At 74.6% G+C, this 17,504-nt stretch carries 16 protein-coding genes; 4 read left to right on the plus strand and 12 right to left on the minus strand.

The window, feature by feature from the left end:
- The 9 genes from ACI8AF_RS21975 to ACI8AF_RS22015 all read right to left on the minus strand — a co-directional run.
- The coding region (locus ACI8AF_RS21975) for an SDR family NAD(P)-dependent oxidoreductase (protein ID WP_456541888.1) at positions 1 to 265 on the minus strand (265 nt) is incomplete at its 3' end.
- Positions 258 to 1,439, minus strand: coding sequence for an acyl-CoA dehydrogenase family protein (locus tag ACI8AF_RS21980; protein WP_456541889.1), 1,182 nt, complete (start codon positions 1,437 to 1,439; stop codon positions 258 to 260). The genes ACI8AF_RS21980 and ACI8AF_RS21975, both read right to left, overlap by 8 nt.
- Positions 1,440 to 1,450: 11 nt before the next feature.
- On the minus strand, positions 1,451 to 2,299 hold the full coding sequence (locus ACI8AF_RS21985; protein ID WP_456541890.1) for an enoyl-CoA hydratase/isomerase family protein: 849 nt from the start codon (positions 2,297 to 2,299) through the stop codon (positions 1,451 to 1,453).
- Between the two features lie 12 nt (positions 2,300 to 2,311).
- Entirely contained in the window at positions 2,312 to 3,541 is a 1,230-nt protein-coding gene (locus ACI8AF_RS21990) for an acyl-CoA dehydrogenase family protein (RefSeq protein ID WP_456541891.1), read from the minus strand.
- Positions 3,538 to 4,671 (minus strand): acyl-CoA dehydrogenase family protein, encoded by a 1,134-nt coding sequence (locus ACI8AF_RS21995; protein ID WP_456541892.1) that lies wholly within the window; start codon positions 4,669 to 4,671, stop codon positions 3,538 to 3,540. Before ACI8AF_RS21995 ends, ACI8AF_RS21990 begins: the two co-directional genes overlap by 4 nt.
- A gap of 35 nt (positions 4,672 to 4,706) precedes the next feature.
- On the minus strand, positions 4,707 to 5,522 hold the full coding sequence (locus ACI8AF_RS22000) for an enoyl-CoA hydratase/isomerase family protein (protein WP_456541893.1): 816 nt from the start codon (positions 5,520 to 5,522) through the stop codon (positions 4,707 to 4,709).
- Positions 5,523 to 5,556: 34 nt separating this feature from the next.
- The gene (locus ACI8AF_RS22005) at positions 5,557 to 6,603 is read right to left on the minus strand and encodes an LLM class F420-dependent oxidoreductase (protein WP_456541894.1); all 1,047 of its coding nucleotides are present in this window, start codon (positions 6,601 to 6,603) and stop codon (positions 5,557 to 5,559) included.
- A gap of 5 nt (positions 6,604 to 6,608) precedes the next feature.
- Complete coding sequence (locus ACI8AF_RS22010; protein WP_456541895.1) at positions 6,609 to 8,162, minus strand: class I adenylate-forming enzyme family protein; 1,554 nt, start codon at positions 8,160 to 8,162, stop codon at positions 6,609 to 6,611.
- Positions 8,163 to 8,179: 17 nt separating this feature from the next.
- Positions 8,180 to 9,292 (minus strand): CaiB/BaiF CoA transferase family protein, encoded by a 1,113-nt coding sequence (locus ACI8AF_RS22015; protein WP_456541896.1) that lies wholly within the window; start codon positions 9,290 to 9,292, stop codon positions 8,180 to 8,182.
- A 216-nt stretch (positions 9,293 to 9,508) separates the two neighbouring features.
- On the opposite strand from ACI8AF_RS22015, the gene ACI8AF_RS22020 reads away from it, so the two are divergent.
- Complete coding sequence (locus ACI8AF_RS22020; protein ID WP_456541897.1) at positions 9,509 to 11,065, plus strand: class I adenylate-forming enzyme family protein; 1,557 nt, start codon at positions 9,509 to 9,511, stop codon at positions 11,063 to 11,065.
- Positions 11,066 to 11,117: 52 nt separating this feature from the next.
- Here ACI8AF_RS22020 and ACI8AF_RS22025 read toward each other — a convergent pair whose 3' ends face one another.
- Complete coding sequence (locus ACI8AF_RS22025) at positions 11,118 to 11,852, minus strand: 3-hydroxyacyl-CoA dehydrogenase (protein WP_456541898.1); 735 nt, start codon at positions 11,850 to 11,852, stop codon at positions 11,118 to 11,120.
- A gap of 161 nt (positions 11,853 to 12,013) precedes the next feature.
- Here ACI8AF_RS22025 and ACI8AF_RS22030 point away from each other — a divergent pair, with 161 nt between their 5' ends.
- The 3 genes from ACI8AF_RS22030 to ACI8AF_RS22040 are packed head-to-tail and all read left to right on the plus strand — an operon-like array spanning position 12,014 to position 15,767.
- Positions 12,014 to 13,195, plus strand: coding sequence for an acetyl-CoA C-acyltransferase (locus ACI8AF_RS22030; RefSeq protein ID WP_456541899.1), 1,182 nt, complete (start codon positions 12,014 to 12,016; stop codon positions 13,193 to 13,195).
- Positions 13,196 to 13,212: 17 nt separating this feature from the next.
- A complete protein-coding gene (locus ACI8AF_RS22035; RefSeq protein ID WP_456541900.1) occupies positions 13,213 to 14,469 on the plus strand; it encodes an acyl-CoA dehydrogenase family protein in 1,257 nt (418 codons plus the stop codon).
- Positions 14,466 to 15,767, plus strand: coding sequence for a phosphotransferase family protein (locus ACI8AF_RS22040; protein WP_456541901.1), 1,302 nt, complete (start codon positions 14,466 to 14,468; stop codon positions 15,765 to 15,767). The genes ACI8AF_RS22035 and ACI8AF_RS22040 overlap by 4 nt, the downstream gene beginning before the upstream one ends.
- A 3-nt stretch (positions 15,768 to 15,770) precedes the next feature.
- On the opposite strand, the gene ACI8AF_RS22045 is transcribed toward ACI8AF_RS22040, so the two are convergent.
- Together ACI8AF_RS22045 and ACI8AF_RS22050 are read right to left on the minus strand one after the other, a co-directional pair.
- The gene (locus ACI8AF_RS22045) at positions 15,771 to 16,682 is read right to left on the minus strand and encodes an FRG domain-containing protein (protein WP_456541902.1); all 912 of its coding nucleotides are present in this window, start codon (positions 16,680 to 16,682) and stop codon (positions 15,771 to 15,773) included.
- Between the two features lie 180 nt (positions 16,683 to 16,862).
- Positions 16,863 to 17,474, minus strand: coding sequence for a YceI family protein (locus ACI8AF_RS22050; RefSeq protein WP_456541903.1), 612 nt, complete (start codon positions 17,472 to 17,474; stop codon positions 16,863 to 16,865).
- Between the last annotated feature and the right edge of the window lie 30 nt (positions 17,475 to 17,504).

Consider the following 17,504-nt stretch of genomic DNA (forward strand, 5'->3'; position numbering starts at 1 on the left):
CGCCGAGCGAGCCGAACTCCTCGACGGCGGTGGCCACGGCCCGCTCGGAGGAGGCCGGGTCGTCGACGGACGACTCGACCGCCAGGGCGGCCGCGCCCTCGCCGGTGAGCTTGTCGACCAGCGCCTCCGCCGACTCCCGGTCGCGCCGGTAGGTGAGGACGACGGCGGCGCCCGACAGCGCCAGCTCGGTGCTGATCGCCGCCCCGATCCCCCGCCCGCCACCGGTGACCAGCGCGACCCGGCCGGCCAGGGGTTGCTCAGCCACGGGGCACCTCGCTCCACGGCTTGCCGGTGTCCACGCGCAGGTCGCCGGGCAGACCGAGCAGCCGCTCGCCGAGGATGTTGCGCAGCACCTCCGACGTGCCGCCCTCGATGGTGTTGGCGCGGGAGCGCAGGAACTTCCGCGGCAGGTCCTCCACCGCCGGGTCGGCCGCGGGATCGGGCCCGGCCTGGTCGTAGCCGCTGTAGAGGGTGGCCTCGACGCCGAGGGCGTCCATGCAGAACTCGTAGACGTCCTGGTTGAGCTCGGCGCCGACCAGCTTGCCGACGCTGCCCTCCGGGCCGATCTTCTCCCCGCCCTCGACCCGCTGCCGGTCGCCGGTCAGCCGGGCGGCGTCGGCGCGGGCGAACAGGTGCACCAGCCGCTCGCGCAGCGCGGGGGTGTGCAGGTCGGGCCGCTCCCGCCACAGCCGCAGCGCCGACCCGATCGAGCCCGAGCCGCGCACGCTCGACCCGCCGCCGATCGCCGTCCGCTCGTTCATCAGCGTCGTCATCGCCACCCGCCAGCCCTCGCCCACCTCGCCGAGCCGGTGGGCGTCGGGGATGCGCGCGTCGCGCAGGTAGACCTCGTTGAACTCGGCCTCGCCGGTCATCTGGCGCAGCGGCCGCACCTCGACGCCGGGCTGGTCCATGTCGAGCACGAAGTAGGTCAGCCCCTTGTGCTTGGGCTGATCGGGATCGGTGCGGGCCAGCAGCAGGGCGCGGCGGGCCTTGTGCGCGTTCGACGTCCACACCTTCTGGCCGTTCACGATCCAGGTGTCGCCGTCGAGCACCGCGCGGGTCGCCAGCCCGGCGAGGTCGGAGCCCGCGCCGGGCTCGCTGAACAGCTGGCACCAGATCTCGTCGCACACGTAGTCCGGGCGCAGCAGCTCGGCGGCCAGCTCGCGGGAGGCGTGGGCCATCACCGTCGGCCCGGCCATGCCGTAGCCCATCGGGTTGAGCCAGAACGGGTTCGGCCCGCCGGCGCCCTGCAGGATGCCGTCGGCCACCGCCTGCAGGCCGGGGGCGACCCCCAGGCCGCCGAAGCCGGCGGGGAAGTGCACCCAGGCCAGGCCGGCGTCGAAGCAGGCGGCGAGGAAGTCGCGCTGACCGGTGTCGGCCGGCGGGTGCTCGGCCACCACCCGGCGGGCGGTCTCGGCGACCAGATCGCGATCAGACACAGCTGCCCCTCTCAGGCGTCGGTGAAGTCGGGCGCGCGGCGCTCGCGGAACGCCAGCGCCGCCTCCCGGTGGTCGGCGGTGAACGAGGACAGGATCTGGTTGCGGTTCTCGACGTCGATGCCGGCCTGCAGGCTGCCGATCTCCAGCTGGCTCCACATCACCTCCTTGGTCATCCGCACCCCGAACGGCGAGTTGGCCAGCACCAGCCGCGCGGTCTCCAGCGCCGCCTCCAGCACCTCGCCGTCCGGCACCACCCGGGTGACCAGGCCGATCCGATCGGCCTCCGCGGCGTCGACGATCCGGCCGGTCAGCAGCAGCTCGAACGCCCGCGACGCCCCGACCAGCCGCGGCAGCAGCCAGCTCACCCCGATGTCGCAACCGGAGAGGCCGAGCCGCACGAACGCCACGTTGTACCGGGACGACGCCGCCCCGATCCGCACGTCCGAGGCCAGCGCCAGCGCCAGCCCGCCACCGGCCGCCGGCCCGTTGACCGCCGCGATCACCACCTGCGGCAGCGCCCGCAGCTTGGGCACCAGGGCCGCGATGTGCTTCTGGATGGCCATGCCGGTCTGCGGCGAGCGCACGGCCCGGTCCGGCCCGCCCATGTCGAACGCGGTCAGGTCCAGCCCGGCGCAGAACCCGCGGCCGGCGCCGGTGAGCACCAGCACCCGCACCGACGGGTCGTCGGCGAGCGCGTCGAGCACGGCGTGCAGCTCGCGCAGCAGCTCGGCCGACAGGGCGTTGAGCCGCTCGGGCCGGTCGAGGGTGAGCACGAGGACGCCGGGCTCCGGGGAGTCGAGCCGGATCGTCTCCAGCCCGGTCGGCAGGCCCGCGGGGAGCGCGGACTCGGTGGTCGTCACTGTCGGCTCCTCTCAGCCGCGGGAGCGCTGGTCGAAGGGGACGTCCTTCTCGGGGTCCGGGTCCTTCGGCAGGCCGAGCAGCCGCTCGGCGATGATGTTGCGCTGGATCTCCGACGTGCCGCCGGCGATGGCGGTCTGCTTCATCGTCAGGAAGTCGTAGGCCGACGTCGGCTGCCCGCCGCCCTGCGGCCAGCCGAGCACGCCGACCGGGTCGGCCTCGGCGGCCAGCACGCCGGCCTGCTCCTGCAGCGCGGAGCTGACCAGCTTGCGGATCGATCCCTCGGCGCCGACCGGGCCGGTGCCGGCCTCGGCGAAGGCCCGCAGCGTGGTCATCTGCAGCACCCGCTCCTCCACGAGGAACGACAGCAGCCGATCACGCAGCAGCGGGTCGGCCCACGTGCCGGTGCGGGCGGCGAGCCGGGCCAGCTCCTCGGCCTTCCCCTCCCCCACGCCCGGCCGGCCGGAGAGGCCGTTGCGCTCCTGCATCAGGGTGCTGATGCCGACCGCCCAGCCGTTGTTCAGCCCGCCGAGCAGCGCGTCCTCGGGCAGGACGACGTCGTCGAGGAAGACCTCGTTGAACTCGGCGTCGCCGTTCATCTGGCGCAGCGGCCGCGGCTGCACACCGGGGGTGCGCATGTCGACCAGGAAGTACGAGATGCCGCGGTGCTTGGGCAGCGTCGGGTCGGTGCGGGCCATGAGGATGCCCCAGTCGGCGAAGTGCGCGTAGGAGTTCCACACCTTCTGGCCGTTGACCCGCCAGGTGCCGTCCTCCTGCCGCTCCGCCCGGGTGGCCAGCGCGGCCAGGTCGGACCCCGCGCCGGGCTCGCTGAACAACTGGCACCACTGCACCTCGCCGCGGCGGATGCCCGGCAGGTGCCGGCGCTTCTGCTCCTCGGTGCCGTGCTGGAGGATCGTCGGCGCGGTCAGCCCGCGGCCGATGAACGCCGGGGCGTCGTGGTCGGCGGAGTAGCGCAGCAGGACGTCGGACACCGCGCCGGCGGCGTCGGCCGACAGGCCCAGGCCACCGTGCTCGCGCGGCCAGGACGGCGTGGCCAGCCCCGAGTCGCCGAGCAGCGCGAACCACGCCCGCATCGCCTCCGCGTCGGCCCGGTGCGCGGCGACCGCCTCGCGGTCGCCGTCGAGGACGGCCTTGAGCCAGGACGGCGGCAGGTTCTCGTGCAGCCACCGCTCGGCGGCCGCGGCCGCCTCCTCCTCGGTGGCCTGCGGGGACAGGTCGATCACGCCGGCACCTCCACGAGCTCGGGCAGGACGAGCGGCACGAGGTCGGCCCGCGCGTCGGCGGGCGGGCCGGCCAGCGTGGCGTCGGCGCGGGCGCGCCGCAGGAACAGGTGGGCGTCGTGCTCCCAGGTGAAGCCGGTCCCGCCGTGCAGCTGGATGGTGTCCCGCGCCGTCTGCAGGAACGACTCCGAGCAGTAGCTGCCGGCCACCGCCGCGCCCATCGCGGCGGCGGCCGAGCCCGGCTCCTGCCAGGCCGACCAGTACGCCGCCGACCGCGACATCTCCAGCCGCACCGCCATGTCGGCCAGCCGGTGCTTGACGCCCTGGAAGGCGCCGATCGGCCGGCCGAAGGCGCGGCGGGTGCGGGCGTGGTCGGCGGTCATCCCGACCAGGGTCGTCATGGCGCCGACCTGCTCGGCGGCGAGCAGGACGGCGGCGGCCTGCCGCACCGCGCCGGCGATCCGGGCGCCGTCCCCGGGCTCGCCGACCAGCCGGGCGGGCACGTCGGCGAACCGCAGCCGCGCCAGCGGGCGGGTCAGGTCGAGCGGGTCGAGCCTCTCGGCGGTCAGCCCGTCTGCCCCGGCCTCCACCGCGTACAGCGAGGGGCCGGCGTCGGAGGCGGCGAGCACCAGGACGAGGTCGGCGTCCGCCCCGTCGAGGACGAGCTCCTTGACCCCGGTGAGCCGGGCGTCCGGCCCGCTGCCGGTCGCGCGGGTGGCGACGGCGTCCGGCCGCCACCGGCCGTCGGCCTCGACGACGGCGAGGGTGGCGGTGCGCTCGCCCTCGGCCAGCGGCGGCAGGTGCTCGGCCTGCGCGGCCCCGTCGCCGGAGGCGAGCAGCGCCTCGGCGGCGAAGCCGACGGTGGACAGGAACGGGCCGCCGAGCAGCACCCGGCCCATCTCCTCGAACACGACCGCCTGCTCGACGCGCGAGGCGCCGCTGCCGCCGTGCTCCTCCGGCACCGCGAGGCCCTGCAGGCCGGCCTGCTGGGCCAGCGCCCGCCACAGGTCGGGGTCGTGCCGGGTGCCCGACTCCCCCAGCGCCCGCGCCCGCTCCAGCGGTGCCCGGTCCTGGAGCAACCGGCGGGTGGTGGTCCGCAGGTCCTGCTGCTCCGGCGTCCAGGTGAACTCCATCGTTCCCCTCCTGCTCGGGTGGTGCGCGGCGCCGGTCAGCGGCCGCGGAAGGTGGGGTCGCGCTTCTCGAGGAAGGCCCGGCCGGCCTCGGCGGCGTCCTCGGTGACGATGTTGACCCCGTGCGCGCGGGCCTCGTCCTCCAGCGCCCGCTCGAGCGAGGCCTCGAAGGAGTCGTTGAGCAGCCGCTTGGACAGCCGCAGCGCCACCGGGGGTCCGGCGCCGAGCCGGTCGGCCAGCCGGCCGACGGCCGCGTCGAGGTCCTCGGGCGCGACGACCTCCCGCACCAGGCCCCACTCGAGGGCCTGCCCGGCGTCGAGCATGTCGCCGAGCAGCACCAGCTCCTTGGCCCGGTGCAGCCCGACCAGCCGGGGCAGCACCCACGACCCGCCGAAGTCCACCGACAGCCCGCGCTTGACGAAGATCTCCGAGAACCGGGCGCGGGACGAGGCGACGACGAGGTCGCACGCCAGGGCGAGGTTCATGCCCGCGCCCACGGCGACGCCGTCCACCCGGGCGACGGTGGGGATCGGCAGCCGGTGCAGGGCCAGGCAGGCCTCGTTGACCATCGTCATGAACGCCATCGGCGCCCACGGCCCGCCGCCGCCGGACAGGTCGGCGCCGGCGCAGAAGTCGCCGTCGGCGCCGGTCACGACGAGCACCCGCGCGTCGCTCGCCGCGACCTCGTCCAGCGCGGCGTGCAGCGCGCGCCAGGCCGCCGGGGTCATGGCGTTCTTCCGCCGCGGGTTGTTCAGCGTCAGCGTGGCCACCGCGCCGTCCCGCCGGAGCAGCACGGGCTCGGTCGCGGCGCCGTTGAGCGCGCTCGCCGCCGAGCGGTCGGACAGGGACGTCATGGGCGTGCCTCCGGTCGGTCGTGCCGGCAGTCCCTCACAGGTCCGACACCAGCTTCTTCACCCGCTCGACCGTCCGCACCCGGTCCTCGTGCGTGCCCTGGGGGAAGGTGAGCATCAGGGTGGTCACGCCGGCCTCGCGGAAGGCGGCCAGCCGCTCGGCCACCCAGCCCTCGGGCCCGACCAGCGACGTCGCGTCGACCATCTCCTGCGGGACGGCGGCGGCCGCCTCGTCCTTGCGGCCGGAGAGGTAGAGGTCCTGCACGGTGGCCGCGGCGTCGGGGAAGCCGTAGCGGACGGTGAGCTCGTTGTAGAAGTTCTTGCCGCGGGCGCCCATGCCGCCGATGTAGAGGGCCAGCGGGTCGCGGGTCTGCTCGCGCAGGCCCGCGAGCCCGTCACCGATGGCGCAGGGTGCGCCCACGACGACGTCGAGGGCGCCGAGCGCGGGGTCGCGCTTGGCCTTCCCGGCCTCGAGCGAGGCGCCCCAGGTTTCGGCCGCCTTCTCCGGGTAGAAGAAGATCGGCTGCCAGCCTTCGGCGATCTCGGCGGTGAGCTCGACGTTCTTCGGCCCGATCGCGGCGATGGTGATCGGGATCCGCTCGCGCACCGGGGTGTTGATCAGCTTGAGCGGCTTGCCCAGCCCGGTGCCCTGCTCGGGCGGGAGCGGCAGCGTGTAGTGCTTGCCCTGGTAGACGACCTTCTCCCGGCGCCACACCATCCGGCAGATCTCGACGATCTCCCGCAACCGGCCGAGCGGCGCGTCGTACCTCACCCCGTGGAAGCCCTCCACCACCTGCGGCCCGGAGGCGCCGAGGCCGAGGGTGAACCGGCCACCGGAGACGAAGTCCAGGCCGGCGGCGGTCATCGCGGTGAGCGTCGGCGTGCGGGTGAAGGCCTGCATGATCGCCGAGGTCAGCTCGAGCCGGTCGGTGATCGCGGCGAGGTAGCCGAGCTGGCTGACCGCGTCGAAGCTGTACGCCTCGGCGACGGCGACGACGTCCAGGCCGGCCTTCTCGAGGTCGGCGAGCTCGGCGGCGGCCTCCTTGAAGCCGCCGGCGTACTGCAGCTGGGTCCCGATGCGCACCGTCGTCACACCCCCGCCACGGCCGGGAGGTCCCAGGTGCGCAGCTCGCGCTTGAGGATCTTGCCGCTGGCGTTGGTCGGCATCGCCTCGATCAGCACGAACTCCCGCGGCACCTTGTACCGGGCGAGCCGGCCGTTGCAGTGCGCCGTCAGCTCCTCGGGGGTGACGGACTGCCCGGTGCGCAGGGTGACGAACGCGCGCACCGCCTCGCCCCAGTGCTCGTCGGGGACGCCGACGACGGCGGCCTGCTGGACGGCGGGGTGCTCGGCGAGGACCGTCTCGATCTCGACCGGGTAGATGTTCTCGCCGCCGCGGATGATCATGTCCTTGTTGCGGCCGTGCAGGTACAGGTAGCCGTCCTCGTCGAGGTAGCCCATGTCGCCGGCGCGGAACCAGCCGTCGCGGAAGGCGCGCTCGGTGTCCTCGGGCATGCCGAGGTAGCCGTCCATCACCATGTCGCTGCGGGTGGCCACCTCCCCGATCGCGCCGACCGGGACGTCGTCCATCTCGTCGTCGACGATCCGCATCGCCACCCCGTAGGCGGGCTTGCCGGCGGACTTGAGCAGCTCCTCGCGGCCGGCCAGCGCGCGGCGGTGGTCGGCCGGGGTGAGCACCGACTGCAGCCCCGCCTCGGTGCCGGCGCCGAACGCCTGGAGGAAGTCGCAGCGGAAGGTGTCGATCGCCCGCCGCAGCAGCGTCGGGGAGATCGGCGCGGCGCCGTAGGTGATCAGCTCCAGCCGGTCGTAGTCGTAGGTGTCGACGCCGTCCAGCTGGAGGATGCTGCTGATCATCGTGGGCACCAGGAAGACGGCGTTGACGCGGTCCTCGGCCATGAACCGGTGCACGGTGGCGGCGTCGAACTGCGGCAGCAGCAGCGAGGTGAAGCCCCGCGCGATGCCGGCCAGCAGACCCGAGACCCCGGAGACGTGGAAGGTCGGCGCCGCGCAGTAGCGGACGTCGTCCTCGCGCATGAGGTACTCGTTCTGGCAGATCTGGACCATGTTCTTGTGCATCCGCTGCGACTGCACGACGCCCTTCGGCAGGCCGGTGGTGCCGGAGGTGAACGCCAGGGCGAAGGTGTCGGCGTCGGTGCACACGACCGGCGGCTCGACGTCGGCGCCGGAGGCCAGCAGCCGCTCGAACTCCTCGTCCAGCGTCACGGCCAGCCGCAGGCTCGGGTGCGCGTCGGTCACGCCGGCGAGCAGGTCGGCGTAGCGGGGGTCGGAGAACAGCGCGACCGGCTCCGACCGGCCGAGCAGGACGTCGACCTCGGGCCGGGTGAGCCGGTAGTTCAGCGGCACGAAGACCGCGCCGGTCTTGGCGCAGGCCAGCACCACCTCCATGTAGCGGTGCGAGTCCAGGGCGAGGACGGCGACCCGGTCGCCCTTCCGCACGCCGGCGTCGCCCAGAGCGGAGACCAGCCGGTTCACGCGGCTGTTGGTCTCGGCGAAGCTCTGCGCCCCGCCGTCGGCGAAGAGGAACGCCGGCTTGTCGGGGTGCCGCCGGGCGGAGAGGGGCAGCATCTCGCCGAGGCTGATGCGCAGCCGGTCGGGGTCCATCCGTGCTCCTTCGCTGGTCAGGAGAGGGTCGCGGCGTGCTCGGGGGGCAGGCCCCACTCGCCGAGGACGGCCGGGTCGGTGCCGGACGACGGAGCGGCCGGGGTGGGCGCCGGGGTGCGGGCGAACCGCGGCGCCGGCGCCGGCTGGGCGATGCCGCCGACCTCGACGAACGCGCCGCGGGCCCGGTTGTGGGGGTGCTCGCGCGCCTCGTCGAGCGCGAGCACCGGCGTGACGCAGGCGTCGGTGCCGTCGAACACCGCCGTCCACTCGTCCCTCGTCCGGCCGCGGAAGGCCTTGGCCAGCCGCGCCCGGAGCGCGTCCCACTGCTCCCGGTCGTCCTGACCGGGCAGGTCGCCGGCGGAGAGGCCGAGCCGCTCGAGGAGCTCGGCGTAGAACTGCGGCTCGATCGCGCCGACGGCCATGTACCCGCCGTCGCTGGTCTCGTAGGTGCCGTAGAACGGGGCGCCGCCGTCGAGCAGGTTGGCGCCCCGCTCCGTCGTCCAGAGCCCGCGGGCGGCCATGCCGTGCAGGTAGGTGGTGAGCAGCGCGGCGCCGTCGACCATGGCCGCGTCGACCACCTGGCCGCGGCCGGAGGCCGCCCGCTCCACCAGCGCGGCGAGGACGCCGAAGGCCATGAGCAGCCCGCCGCCGCCGAAGTCGCCGAGCAGGTTGGCCGGCGGCAGCGGCGCGCCGCCGCGCTCGCCGATGGGGTGCAGCGCGCCGGCGAGCGCGATGTAGTCGATGTCGTGCCCGGCGGCCCGGGCGAGCGGGCCGTCCTGCCCCCAGCCGGTGATCCGGCCGTAGACCAGCCGCGGGTTGCGGGCCAGGACGACGTCGGGGCCGAGCCCGAGCCGCTCCACCACGCCGGGGCGGAACCCCTCCACCAGCACGTCCGCGCGGTCGAGCAGGGCGAGGACCGCCTCGACGGTCGCGGGGTCCTTGAGGTCGGCGGCGAGGGTGTGCCGGCGGCCGCGCAGCAGCACCTCGGCGTCGGGCGTGCTCGCCCTGCCGGGGCGGTCGATGCGGACCACGTCCGCGCCCAGGTCGGCCAGGACCATGCAGGCGAACGGGCCGGGGGCCAGCCCGGTGAACTCGACGACGCGCAGCCCGGCGAGGGGTCCGCTGCCCATCGCTTCCCCTCTCCGTCGAACTGGAAGTGACGTCAACCTCACATCGTTCTACGGCGTCGGTGGGGTCGTGTCAACGGCCGCCCGGCGCGTCCGTGTCGGGTCCCGTGATCACCCGCGCGCGTGGTTGACGTCACAGTCCCGGGCAGGCTAGGAAGACTTGATCCCCGCGTCAACAACGCGCCGCTACCGCACCCCTGGAGGCCGTCCGTGCGCCCGATGACCCGAGCCGGGACGTTCCTGACGCTCTCGGCCCGGCGGTACCCCGACCGCCCCTGCTTCGTCTTCGCCGACGGCTCCGAGCAGACGTTCGCCCAGACCAACACCCGGGTCAACCGGCTGGCGGGAGCTCTGTCCGGGGCCGGCGTGGCCAAGGGCGACCGGGTCGCGATCGTGGCCACCGACAGCGGCGGCTACGTCGAGGTGCTGCTGGCCTGCCTGAAGCTCGGCGCCACCTACGTGCCGCTGAACAACCGGCTGCAGGAGGAGGAGCTGCTCACCCTGCTCCGCCGGGCCGAGCCCAAGGCGCTGTTCGTGAGCAGCCGATACCTCGAGGTCGCCCGCCGGCTGGTGCCGCAGGTGGCGAGCATCGGGCTGCTGAGCTCGTTCGACGGCGACCCCGGCGACGGGGTCGTCCCGTTCGAGGAGTTCCTCGCCCGCGGCGAGGACGTCGAGCCCGACGTGCCGATGGACGAGGACGACGTCCTGGGCCTGGCGTTCACCAGCGGCACGACCGGGCTGCCCAAGGGCGTGCTGCAGCCGCACCGCATGGTCAAGACGCTGATCGTCAACATGTCGATCGACTACGAGATCGTCCCCGACGAGTTCCGCTACACCGCCTCGCCGATCTTCCACATCGCCGGCCAGGCGATGATCCTCATGCACGTCTGGCGCGGCTTCCCGACGCTGGTCCTGCCGCAGTTCGAGCCCGACACCGTGCTCAGGTGGATGCAGAGCGGCCGGCTGACCGGCGCGTTCCTCGTGCCGACGATGATCAGCACGCTGCTCGAGCACCCCGACGTGCAGAAGGGCTCCTACGCGAACCTGCGCTCGATCATCTACGGCGGCGCCCCGATGTCGCCGGCGCTGCTGCGCCGGGCGATGGACGTGTTCGGGTGCGACTTCATCAACGCCTTCGGCGCCGCGACCGAGGGCGGGCTGCAGTCGGTGCTCAGCTCGGCCGACCACCGGCGGGCGCTGGCCGGGGCGCCGCACCTGCTCGGCTCGATCGGCAAGCCGGCGTTCGGCGTGGAGCTGCGGATCGTCGACGAGTCCGGCACCGACGTCCTGCCCGGCGAGGTCGGCGAGATCATCACCCGCTCCGACCCGGTGATGAACGGCTACCTGGAGATGCCCGAGGAGACCGCGCGGGCGATCCGCGACGGCTGGTTCTGGGGCGGCGACCTCGCGCGCATGGACGAGGACGGCTACCTGTACCTGGCCGGCCGCAGCAAGGACATGATCATCCGGGGCGGCGAGAACATCTACCCGGTGGAGATCGAGACGGTGCTCGCCGACCACCCGTCGGTCGCGCAGGTCGCCGTCGTCGGCCGGCCCGACGACCACTGGGGCGAGGTGGTGGTCGCCGTCGTCACCGGTGACCCGGCCGGCCCGGCGCCCGACCCCGAGGTGCTGCGCGAGCACTGCCGGGCGCACCTGGCCGCCTACAAGGTGCCGGTCGAGGTGCAGGTGGTCGAGGCGATGCCGCTCAACGCCAGCGGGAAGATCCTCAAGCGCACGCTGCGCCGGCAGCTCGCCGCCCCGGCCGTCGTCTGACCCGCTCACGGCGCCGGGAGCAGTGCTGCTCCCGGCGCCGAGAGCAGGGGTGTCAGCGGGGGGTCATGCGGATGGCGCCGTCGAGGCGGATGGTCTCGCCGTTGAGCATCGGGTTCTCGACGACGTGCTGCACCAGCGCGGCGTACTCGGCCGGCGAGCCCAGGCGGGCCGGGTGCGGCACCTGCGCGCCGAGGGCCGCTCGCACCTCCTCGGGGGCGCTGCCCAGCAGCGGGGTGTCGAACAGGCCCGGCGCGATGGTGACGACGCGGATGAGCAGCGACGCCAGGTCGCGGGCGATCGGCAGGGTCATGCCGACGATGCCGCCCTTGGACGCCGAGTAGGACGCCTGCCCGACCTGCCCGTCGAAGGCCGCCACCGAGGCGGTGTTGACGACGACGCCGCGCTCGCCGTCGACGGGCTCGGTCTTGCTGACCGCCTCGGCCCCGAGCCGGATGACGTTGAACGTGCCGATCAGGTTGACCTCGACCACCCGCTTGAAGTCGGCCAGCGGGAACGGGCCCTTCTTGCTGACGGTGCGGATGGCGTTGCCGATGCCGGCGCAGTTGACCACCGCGCGCAGCGTCCCGAGCTCCTGCGCCGCGGCGACCGCCTCGGCCACCTGGTCCTCGTCGGTGACGTCGGCCGGCACGAAGGCGACCTCCGGCCCGAGCCGCGCGGCGACCTCCTTGCCCTGCGAGGACGGCAGGTCGACGACGACGGCGCTCGCGCCGGCGCCCACCAGTCGTTCGACGGTGGCCAGCCCGAGGCCCGAGGCCCCTCCGGTCACCAGTGCCGTGATCCCTGCAACCTGCACGATGTGCCTCCCGTCGTCGCGAGCCGATGGCCCCGTGAGTACTCGACGTTGACGTCAACTGTCAATCGCGGCATGCTGCCGGGCGAGCCGCTGGTGCTCCCCACTCCCCCGCAGCCGGCGCCCCTGGAGGAACCGTGCCCGAAGCCTTTCTCGTCGACCTCGTCCGGACCCCGTCGGGCAGGGGCAAGCCCGGCGGCGCGCTCTCGGGCGTGCACCCGGTGGACCTGCTCGCCGGCGTCCTCACCGGCCTGGTGGAGCGCGCCGGCCTCGACCCGGCGGTGATCGACGACGTCATCACCGGCTGCGTCGGGCAGGTGGGCGAGCAGGCGGTGAACGTCGGCCGCAACGCCGTCCTGGCCGCCGGCTTCCCGATCTCGGTGCCCGCGACGACCATCGACCGGCAGTGCGGCTCCAGCCAGCAGGCGGCGCACTTCGCCGCGCAGGGCGTGCTGGCCGGCGCCTACGACGTCGTCGTCGCCTGCGGCGTCGAGTCGATGAGCCGCATCCCGATGGGCACCTCGACCGTGGGCATGGACCCGTGGGGCCCCGGCGTCGCCGCCCGCTTCCCCGAGGGGCTGGTCGGCCAGGGCATCTCCGCGGAGCTCATCGCCGCCCGCTGGAAGCTCGACCGCGAGGCCCTCGACGAGTACTCCGCCCGCTCGCACCAGCGGGCCGCGGCCACCGCCGCGGCCGGCGGCTTCGCGAACGAGATCCTGCCGGTGGCGCTGCCCGGAGGCGGCGCGCACACCACCGACGAGACGGTCCGCGCCTCGACCACCGCCGAGGGGCTGGCCGGCCTGCGGCCGTCCTTCGCCAGCGACGCGATGGGCGAGCGCTTCCCGGAGATCGACTGGAGCATCACGCCCGGCAACTCCTCGCCGCTCACCGACGGCGCCTCGGCCACGCTGATCGTCAGCGAGGCCGCGCTCGAGCGGTTCGGGCTGACCCCGCGCGCCCGCTTCCACGCGTTCTCGGTGGTCGGTGACGACCCGCTGCTCATGCTCACCGGACCCATCCCGGCGACGAAGAAGGTGCTGGAGCGCGCCGGGATGTCGATCGACGACCTCGACGCCTACGAGGTGAACGAGGCCTTCGCGCCGGTGCCCCTGGCGTGGGCGCAGGAGCTCAACGCCGACCCGGAGAAGCTGAACCCGCGCGGCGGCGCGATCGCGCTCGGGCACGCCCTGGGCGCCAGCGGCACCCGGCTGCTCAGCACGCTGGTCAACCACCTCGAGCAGACCGGCGGCCGGTACGGGCTGCAGACCATGTGCGAGGGTGGCGGCCTGGCCAACGCCACGATCATCGAGCGCCTCTAGCCACCCGAGGGGTCAGCGTGGACTTCTCCCTGCCGCCGGCACTCACCAGCCTGCTCGGCGAGCTCGACGCGTTCATCGACGCGGAGATCACGCCGCTGCAGGAGCAGGACGACAACCAGCGCTTCTTCGACCACCGGCGCGAGTTCGCCCGCACCGACGTCGAGAACGGCGGCGTGCCCCGGCGGGAGTGGGAGGAGCTGCTCGCCGAGGCGCGCCGCCGGGCCGACGCCGCCGGGTTCTTCCGCTACAGCCTCCCGGCCGCGCTCGGCGGCCGGGACGGCTCGAACCTCGACATGGCGATGATCCGGGAGCACCTGGCGCACCGCGGGCTCGGCCTGCACAACGACCTGCAGAACGAGCACAGCGTCGTCGGCAACCTCGTCTTCCCCCACCTGCTGCACCTGTTCGGGACGGCGGAGCAGAAGGAGGAGCTGCTCGAGTCCTCGATCACCGGCGAGCGCGGCCTCGCCTTCGGCCTGACCGAGCCCGGGCACGGCAGCGACGCCACGTGGATGGAGACGACGGCGGTCCGGCGGGACGGCGACTGGGTGATCAACGGCGTCAAGCGGTGGAACACCGGCGTGCACGCCGCCACCCACGACGTCGTCTTCGCCCGCACCTCCGGCGAGCCCGGGCACGCCCGCGGCATCACCGCGTTCGTCGTGCCCACCGACTCCCCCGGCTTCGACGTCCCGTTCTTCTGGTGGACGTTCAACATGCCCAGCGACCACGGCGAGGTGACGCTCACCGACGTCCGGGTGCCCGACGCGGCGGTCCTCGGCGCCGAGGGCGAGGGGCTGGCGGTGGCGCAGACGTTCCTGCACGAGAACCGCATCCGGCAGGCCGCCTCGGGCGTCGGCGCGGCGCAGTACTGCATCGACGAGTCGGTGCGCTACGCCAGGGAGCGGATCACCTTCGGCAAGCCGCTGGCCGAGCGGCAGGCGATCCAGTTCCCCCTGGTGGAGCTGGCCACCGAGGCCGAGCTGGTGCGCACGCTGATCCGCAAGACCGCCGTCGAGCTCGACGAGCTGACCGCGCGCGGGGAGCCGGCGGTGTCGATCGGCCACCGCGTGTCGATGTGCAACTACCGCGGCAACCGGCTGGTCTGCGACGCCGCCGACCGGGCGATGCAGGTGCACGGCGGCATGGGCTACAGCCGGCACCTGCCGTTCGAGCACATCTACCGCCACCACCGCCGGTACCGGATCACCGAGGGATCGGAGGAGATCCAGATGCGCCGGGTGGCCGGCCAGCTGTTCGGCTACCTCAAGTGACCCCCGACGACCTCGCGGCCGAGCTCGGCGCCCGGGTCGAGGGGCTGACCCGGCTCTCCGGCGGGGCGAGCCGGGAGACCTGGGCGCTCACCGCGGGCGGCCGCGCGCTGGTGCTGCGCAGCGGCGCCGGCACCGGCGGCGTCGACCTGGCGGTCGAGGCGCAGGCGATGACGGCGGCGGCGCGGGCCGGCGTCCCGGTGCCCGAGGTGGTGCGCACCGGTGAGCTGGACGGCCGGCCGTACCTGCTCATGGCCCACGTGGACGGCGAGACCATCCCCCGGCGCGTCCTGCGCGACCCGGCGGTCGCCCGGCCCGGCCTCGCCGCGGAGCTGGGCGGGCTGCTGGCGCGGCTGCACTCGGTCCCGCTCGCCGAGGTGCCCGACGTCGCGCCGACCGGAGACCCGCTCGAGGAGCTGCGGACGGCGTACCTCGCCGGCGGCCGGGTGCCGCCGCCGGGGCTGGCCCTGGGCCTGCGCCGGCTGGCCGCCGCCCGGCCCGAGCCCGCGGGCGAGGTGCTCGTGCACGGCGACTTCCGCATGGGCAACCTGATGCTCGGCCCCGACGGGGTGCGCGCGGTGCTCGACTGGGAGCTGGTGCACCGCGGCGACCCGGTGGCCGACCTCGGGTGGCTCTGCGCCAAGGTGTGGCGCTTCGGCTCGCCGCGGCCGGCCGGCGGCGTGGGGTCGCGGGCCGAGCTGCTCGACGGGTACGCCGCCGTCGCCGGCTGGCGGCCGACCGAGGCGCAGCTGCACTGGTGGGAGCTGTACGGCACGGTCCGCTGGGGGCTGATGACCGGCGTGATGGCCGACCGGCACCTGTCCGGCGCGGAGCCGTCGGTGGAGCTGGCGGCGATCGGCCGGCGCGCCGCCGAGCAGGAGTTCGACGTGCTGCTCGCCCTGGGGCTGGACGCGCCCGACGCGTCGCTCCCGCCCGAGCCGGCGGCCGACGACCCGGAGCTGTTCGGCCGGCCGACCGCCGCCGAGCTGGTGGACGCGGTGGCGCACTTCCTCGCCGCCGACGTGCAGCCGGGCACCGAGGGGCGGGTGGCGTTCCACGCGCGGGTGGCCGGGAACGTCCTGGCCACCGTGCGCCGGGAGCTGCTGCTCGGCCCGGCGGCGCGGTCCGCGCACCGGGCGCGGCTGGACCGGCTGGGCTGCGCCGACGACGAGGCGCTCGCCCGCGGGATCGGCGACGGTTGGCTGGACGACGGCGACCCGGCCGTGCAGGACGCGGTGCGCGGCGGCGTCCGCGACCGGCTGCGGGTGGCCAACCCGCGCCACCTCACCGCGCCCGCCTAGCGCTCAGCCGGCGGCGTCGACGTCGTCGTGCGCCGGGACGACGTCGGGCAGCGGGTGCAGCGGGACGGCGTCCTCGCGCAGGGCGTCGCGGAAGCCGTCGACGTCGGGGTAGATCGTGCTGCGCCGGCGGTTGAGCGCGCTGAGGTGCTCGCGGATCGCCTTCTTCATGCGCCCGGGGACGACGAGCGCGCAGAACGGCAGCCGCGTGGGCCGGCCCGCGCCGCGCTCCTCCGGGGCGAACAGCTTGGCCAGCCGGTCCCGCCCGGGCGGGCCGGCGGCCGGCAGCGGAAGGCCGTCGACGCCGGCGGGCGAGGGCCCCAGCGGGACCGCGCCGGAGAGGAAGAGGCCCTCCCGCGCCTGCAGGCGGGGGGTCGGCCGCGTCGGGCGCACGAGGAACGGGGACCCGGTCTTGGCCGACACCGCCAGCGCGTGCCGGAGCGACCAGTCGGGCGCGGCGGGCGGGTCGGGGGTCTCGTAGGTCGGGAACTCGGTGACGTCGAAGGCGAACAGGACGCCGGCCTCGTCGCCGCGCTCGACCGCGAACCACAGCGCCGTCATCGGGTTGTGGGTGACCTCGACCAGCCGGGTCGGCACCCCGTGCTGCTGCAGGTCGACGAGCAGGGAGAGGTCGGAGGCCTGCGCGCCCAGCCCCCACGCCCGCGCCTCGCGGAGGACGGCCAGCTCGTGCCGGCGCAGCTCCAGCTCGGTCGGCAGCGGCTCGGCCTCGTCGATGACCAGGCCGTGCAGCAGCGACGACCGGACGCGGACCGAACGGTCGCTGCACCCCCGCCAGACGTACCGGCGACCGGCGGCCAGCGAGACGATGCGCGTGATCGCGCGGAACGCCTGGTCCTGCGACGTGACGCCGAAGCCCCAGCCGGTCGTCGTCCACCGTGGGTCGGCCTGTTCCGACACCGTCCTCCGAGCCTCCCTCGTCCGCCGGTGCCGTGGTCCGGCACCGGCGGTCGAGTGTGCCGCCGCCCTCCGACAGTTCCGGGGCGCGAGCCGTCCTCCCCCACCGGAAGGGCTCCTCCCCCCGTCCCACCGCGAGGGAGGAAGGGTCACGATCAGGCCGGCTGATCGTGGCCGCGGACGTCAGCCGGCGGGCTTGTCCGTGCGGATCGCGGAGACGTCGAACTCGATCTGGATGCGGTCGCTGACCAGCACGCCGCCGGTGTCGAGCGCGGTGTTCCAGGTCAGCCCCCAGTCGCTGCGCTTGATCGCCAGCGCGCCCTCGAAGCCGACCCGCAGGTTGCCCCACGGGTCCAGCGCGGAGCCGGTGAGCGCGAAGTCGACCGTGACCGGCCGGGTGACGTCCTTGATGGTCAGGTCGCCGGTGACCCGGTAGAGGTCGTCGTCGATCTCCTCGACCGCGGTGGACTCGAAGGTGATCTCCGGGTAGCGCTCCACGTCGAGGAAGTCCGGCGAGCGCAGGTGGGCGTCGCGGTCGGCCACGCCGGTGTCGACCGTCGCCGTCCGGATGCGCAGCGCCACGGCGCTGGCCGAGGGGTCCTCGTAGTCCAGGTGCGCGGCGCCCTCGAAGTCGGAGAACGACCCGCGCACCGTCGTCACCATGGCGTGCCGCGCCCGGATGCCGATGCGGGTGTGCTGCACGTCGACGACGTAGTCGCCGGTGACGTCGGGGACGGCGCTGGTCGCCGCCTCGAACTCGGACGCGTCGCTGTCCGGTGCCCGGTGTCTGCCCACCGTCTCCCACTCCCCCAGATCGGTCCCCGC

The sequence above is a fragment of the Blastococcus sp. SYSU D00669 genome (assembly GCF_054050715.1).